Genomic DNA, 4,734 nt, shown 5'->3' with positions numbered 1-4,734 from the left:
AACGGAATTGTTCAGGGCGGACCACCTACCCTCATCCGCCCTTTCGGAGGACCTTCTCCGGTGCGAGAAGGCAGTGTGCATCGCAGCGTGTATCGCGTGCTGGTTGAAAGGCTGCACAGCTTGGTTCACCTGCGTCTGCAGCACGCATTGCATCTGATGCAAATATGGGGCTTGGAGCGTGGGGCTGTGCCTGTACCTGATGCAACAAGGGCCTTAGACCGTGGGACTGCACACGCTCTGCGGCCTTCCAAGTTGCCCACATCACCAGCAACCGCTCACCGCTGTTCGGCCACCGCCTTGACCCGACGCGTGAATTCGGCCAGTTCCGGCAAACCCGGATCCAGCTGATGCGCCTCGTCCTGCGCACGGCGGGCGAAGGCTGCGTCCTCCTGGCCCAGCCGTTCGCTCCCGACCGCCACCCAGCGCTGTGCAAGGCGGCGTCGCGCACCGGCCAATGCATCGGCATTGGGTGTCAGCGCCTGCCAGGCATCCAGGCACCCACGCGCGGCACGCAGGCGGTTGTTGCGCAGTTCGTCCTCGAAACAACGTTGGCTGGCCGGTACCACGCGCGCAGCTGCCCGTAGCACACGCGGATCGCGCGGCGCCAGCGCCTGCGCGGCACGCACGGCATCGTAGGCGCTGGCGCCGGGCGGTGTCATCCAGCGTTGCTGCGCTTGGGCATCGGCAACGCGCTGCAGCAATTCCCGCAGACGGCGCTCGCGCGTGCCCCGCGACAGGCTCGCGTCCGGGCCGCGCTGGGCCTCGCGCGCGCGCGCAATCGCTTGCTCGGCCTGCACGATCGACGCGGCGCCCGGCACCAATTGCTGCGCCTGACGCAAGGATTGCAACGCGTCGTCGAAGTGGAAATCCGCCGCCTGCCGGCTGGCCTGTGCGGCGTACTCGTCCGCCACCTGGTCGCGGCCCCGCTGGGCGATCCCATCGTCCGGTTCGGCAGCCAGCACCGCGTTGAAATCGCGCGCAGCCGGGGCCAGGCGACCACGTCGCAGCAAGGCCTGCGCACGTTGACGCCGCTGTTCCAGCACGCGGTGGTACTGGCCTTCGGTGAGCGGCATGTCGACATGCCCGGCGTCGTAACGCTTGGCCGCGACCAGCAATGCCGACGCCTCGCCGAGCTCATCGCGCGCCAGTGCTTGGCGTGCCTGCGCCAACAGATCGGTCAAGGCGTCTTCGCGGCCTTCCAGTGCGTCGGTGCGGTCAGGCGCCAGGGTCAGGATGCGTTGGTACAGCGGCAACGCACTATCCGGCGTGCCGTCCAGGCGGCCTTGCTGCTGGGCAACCGCCGCCTGCGCCAACAAGGCATCCAGCCCGACCCGACGCGCCTGCAGCGCGCGCAGCCGCGCCGCAACCGGGGCGATCTGCGCCTGCGGCGCCTCCAGGGCGGTGGCCAGCGCCAGCGCGCGCTGCGCTGCTGCGGCATCGCCTGCTGCAACCGCTGCACGTGCCTGCACTACCGCAGCAGCGCCGGTCCGCGCCAGCCCGGTCCGGGCTTCCCCACGGTCGCTGTCCAGTGCAAGTGCGGCGGCGAACAGTTCCCGCGCACCGTTGCCGTTGGCGGCGCTGAGCTGGCCGCGCGCCAAGGCCGCATCGCCCCGCTGCAACAATTGCTGGATGCGCGTGTCCGGCCACAGCCAATCGGCCAGCGGCCTGCGCAGCACGACCACGGTGAGCAGCAGACAGACGCACAGCGCCAATACCACGCGCCAGAGCGCACGGCTGCGCAGTGGCGCCCAGAGGCGGGGCGATCTGGCCCAGCGCGGGAGCGGAGACATACGGTGGCGTCCATCCTTGGCGCGACCTGACGGGGACGCGTTCACTGCTTTATGGTAGCCGTGGAGGTTGCGAAGGCGGCGTGGGCTCTTCGGGAATCGGGAATCGGGATTCGGGATTCGGGATTCGGGATTCGTCAGGCAAGCACAGCGCACAACTGCGTGCGCTGCCTGTTCCCAGACACGGAGCCGCTGAAATGTCCGGCTGGCTTAGCCCAGCCGCCGCACCTCGCTCACCCCGGGCAGCGCATCCAGCTTGCCAAGCAGGCCGGACAGCTGGCCGTAATCGCTGACCTTCAAGCGCAGCCGCAGTTGTGCCCTGCCGGTATCGCGCACGTTGTCGCTGTTGATTTCCAGCACGTGCGCGTCTTCCTGGGCGATCAGGTTGGTGATGTCCTTGAGCAACCAGCGGCGGTCCACCGCGCGCACCTGCACATCCACCTCATAGCCGCTGCCGGCCTTGCCCCACTCCACCGGCAACACGCGCTGCGGGTGGGCGGCCGCCAGGCGCGCCAGTGCCGCGCAGTCGGTGCGGTGCACGGTGATGCCACGGCCGCGGGTGAGGTAGCCGGCAATCGGCTCGCCGGCCACCGGCTGGCAGCAACGCGCCAACTGCACCAGCAAATTGCCCACTCCCTCGACGGTGAATTTGGATTTCCCCAATCCATCGCGCCGCGCGGTCGGCCGCGGGGGCGCCGGTACTGCCGGCTGGGACGCAGCGCGCTCGGCCTCCAGCAACGCACGGCTGACCTGGTTCGGGCCGGTATCGCCCAGGGCGACCTGGATATACAGCTCGTCGATGTTTTCGGCGTGGAATTTGCGCGCGGCCACGCTCAGATCCGCATGCTGCAGGCCCAGGCGCTTGAGCTCGCGATCGAGCAAGTCCTTGCCCGCCTGCACGTTGCGCGCGCGGTCCAGCTTATGGAACCAGGCGCGCACCTTGTCGCGCGAGCGCCCGCTGGCCAGGAAGCCGTTTGAGGCCAGCAGCCAATCGCGGCGCGGGTCCGCTTCCTTGGCGGTCATGATCTCCACGCGGTCGCCGCTGCGCAGCCGGTAGGTCAGCGGCACGATGCGGTCGTTGACGCGCGCGCCACGGCAGCGATGCCCGACCATGGTGTGCACGTGATACGCAAAATCCAGCGGCGTAGCACCTTGTGGCAGATCGATCACCTCGCCCTTGGGGGTCAGCGCATACACGCGGTCTTCGATCAGCTCGGCATCCAGCGCGCCGGCCAGCTCGCCATGCTCGCCCTCCTGCACCTGCTCCAGCAGCTGGCGCATCCACAGAATCTTGCGATCGAAGGCCTTTTCGCCGCCCTTGCCGCCTTCCTTGTATTTCCAGTGCGCGGCCACCCCGAGTTCGGCCTGAGCGTGCATTTCGAAGGTACGGATCTGGATTTCGATCGTGCGCCCTTCCGGGCCGACCACCGCGGTATGCAACGAACGGTAGTCGTTGGCCTTGGGCCGGGCGATGTAATCGTCGAACTCGCTCGGCACCGGCGCCCACAGCGAATGCACCGCACCCAACGCGGCGTAGCAGGCGGCCACGTCATCGACCATGACCCGCACCGCACGGATGTCGTACAGCTGATCGAACGACAGACGCTTTTTCTGCATCTTCCGCCAGATGCTGTAGATGTGCTTCGGCCGCCCGCTCACCTCTGCGCGCAGGCCCTGCTGGGCAAGCGCTGCCGACAAGGTGCGCTTGACCGCTTCCAGGTAGCGCTCGCGCGCCACGCGGGTTTCGTCCACTTCACGGGCGATGCGACGATAGGTTTCCGGCTCCAGATGCCGGAATGCCAGGTCCTCCAGCTCCCACTTCACCTGCCAGATGCCCAGCCGGTTGGCCAGCGGCGCGTGGATGTCGCGCGTGAGCTGGGCCAGCGCGCGGCGCTCATCCTCGCTCAGGCGATCGGCCACGCGCATGCGCGCCAGCTGCCGTGCCAGCAGGATCGGCACCACGCGCAGGTCGTGGATGATGGAAAGCAGCAGACGCCGCAACCCTTCGCTGTTGCGCCCGGCCTCGCGTCCGGCATGCAGCGCCCAGACCTGATCGGCTGCGTCCAGGCCGTCCAGCAGACCTTCCACCGCCACCCGCCGCTCCGCCGGTTGCCACGGCAGGCCCGCGATCACGCCACGCAAGGCAGGCAAATCGAACAGCAACGCCGCAATCAGGGTGGCTTCGTCGGCAGCCAGCAGTGCCAATGCATCCAGGGTGTCGCCAAGCAACGCCCACGGCACGTCACCGGTCTGCGCGGGCGGCAGCTCCTGCCAGGCCTGCGCCAGCGCATCGCGCACTGCGGGCGCGATCGAGGCCACGGCGGGACGCTGCAGCAACGCCTGCAGACGATCAAATGAGGAACTGGTCACAGCGGTGGACACGGCGGTGGGCAACAGCAGGGGGCTGACGACTACGGTAACGTGCGCGTCACCTTCTCCACAACGCGTTTTGCCGAGGCGCTCGCCACGCGAGACGACGCGCGTGCTTATGCCGGGTTCACCCGGCAACGTCTTGATTCGTAACCGCCCGGCGCGAAAAGCGACACGGCGCGGCAAAGGGTAGTTGGGACCGACGCACCTTTTTACGTGCCCTTTACAACTGCGCCAGACCGCCTGCCTATGCTCGGAGGACGTCGTGCGTTGCATCCAGCAGCCAGCGACGTTTTTCCCAACTGCGAGGTAGCCGTATGAAGACCTAGGGAAGGTCTGATCAACTCACCGCAGATGCGCGACACTATCGCCTTATGTAGAGGATTCATCCATGCAGCTGACGTTCGGTGACGCTGAGGGCTTGGGCAAGCGTAAGCAGACCCGGCGCGAGATCTTTCTTGCCGAGATGGAGCAGGTTGTTCCGTGGCAGCAACTGCTTGCCCTGATCGCGCCGCACTATCCAGTGTCGGGGCGGCCAGGTCGGCAGCCGTACGCACTGGCGACGATGTTGCGGATT

At 67.6% G+C, this 4,734-nt stretch carries 2 protein-coding genes and 1 pseudogene; 1 reads left to right on the top strand and 2 read right to left on the bottom strand.

Features of this window, described 5'->3' with window-relative positions; translation table 11 throughout:
* Positions 1 to 275 precede the first annotated feature (275 nt).
* Both J7367_RS22135 and J7367_RS22130 read right to left on the bottom strand, forming a co-directional pair.
* Positions 276 to 1,718: a hypothetical protein gene (locus J7367_RS22135; RefSeq protein WP_057664371.1), complete on the bottom strand. Its 1,443-nt coding sequence runs from the start codon at positions 1,716 to 1,718 to the stop codon at positions 276 to 278.
* A 279-nt stretch (positions 1,719 to 1,997) separates the two neighbouring features.
* A complete protein-coding gene (locus J7367_RS22130; protein WP_042676038.1) occupies positions 1,998 to 4,184 on the bottom strand; it encodes a bifunctional (p)ppGpp synthetase/guanosine-3',5'-bis(diphosphate) 3'-pyrophosphohydrolase in 2,187 nt (728 codons plus the stop codon).
* A gap of 364 nt (positions 4,185 to 4,548) precedes the next feature.
* On the opposite strand from J7367_RS22130, the pseudogene J7367_RS22125 reads away from it, so the two are divergent.
* Positions 4,549 to 4,734, top strand: a pseudogene (locus tag J7367_RS22125) (IS5/IS1182 family transposase); the annotation flags it as partial.

Origin of the sequence: Xanthomonas sp. D-36-1 (assembly GCF_017746155.1) — a bacterium.
GTDB lineage: Bacteria > Pseudomonadota > Gammaproteobacteria > Xanthomonadales > Xanthomonadaceae > Xanthomonas > Xanthomonas cissicola.
This window is presented reverse-complemented; position numbering and strand designations above follow the sequence as displayed.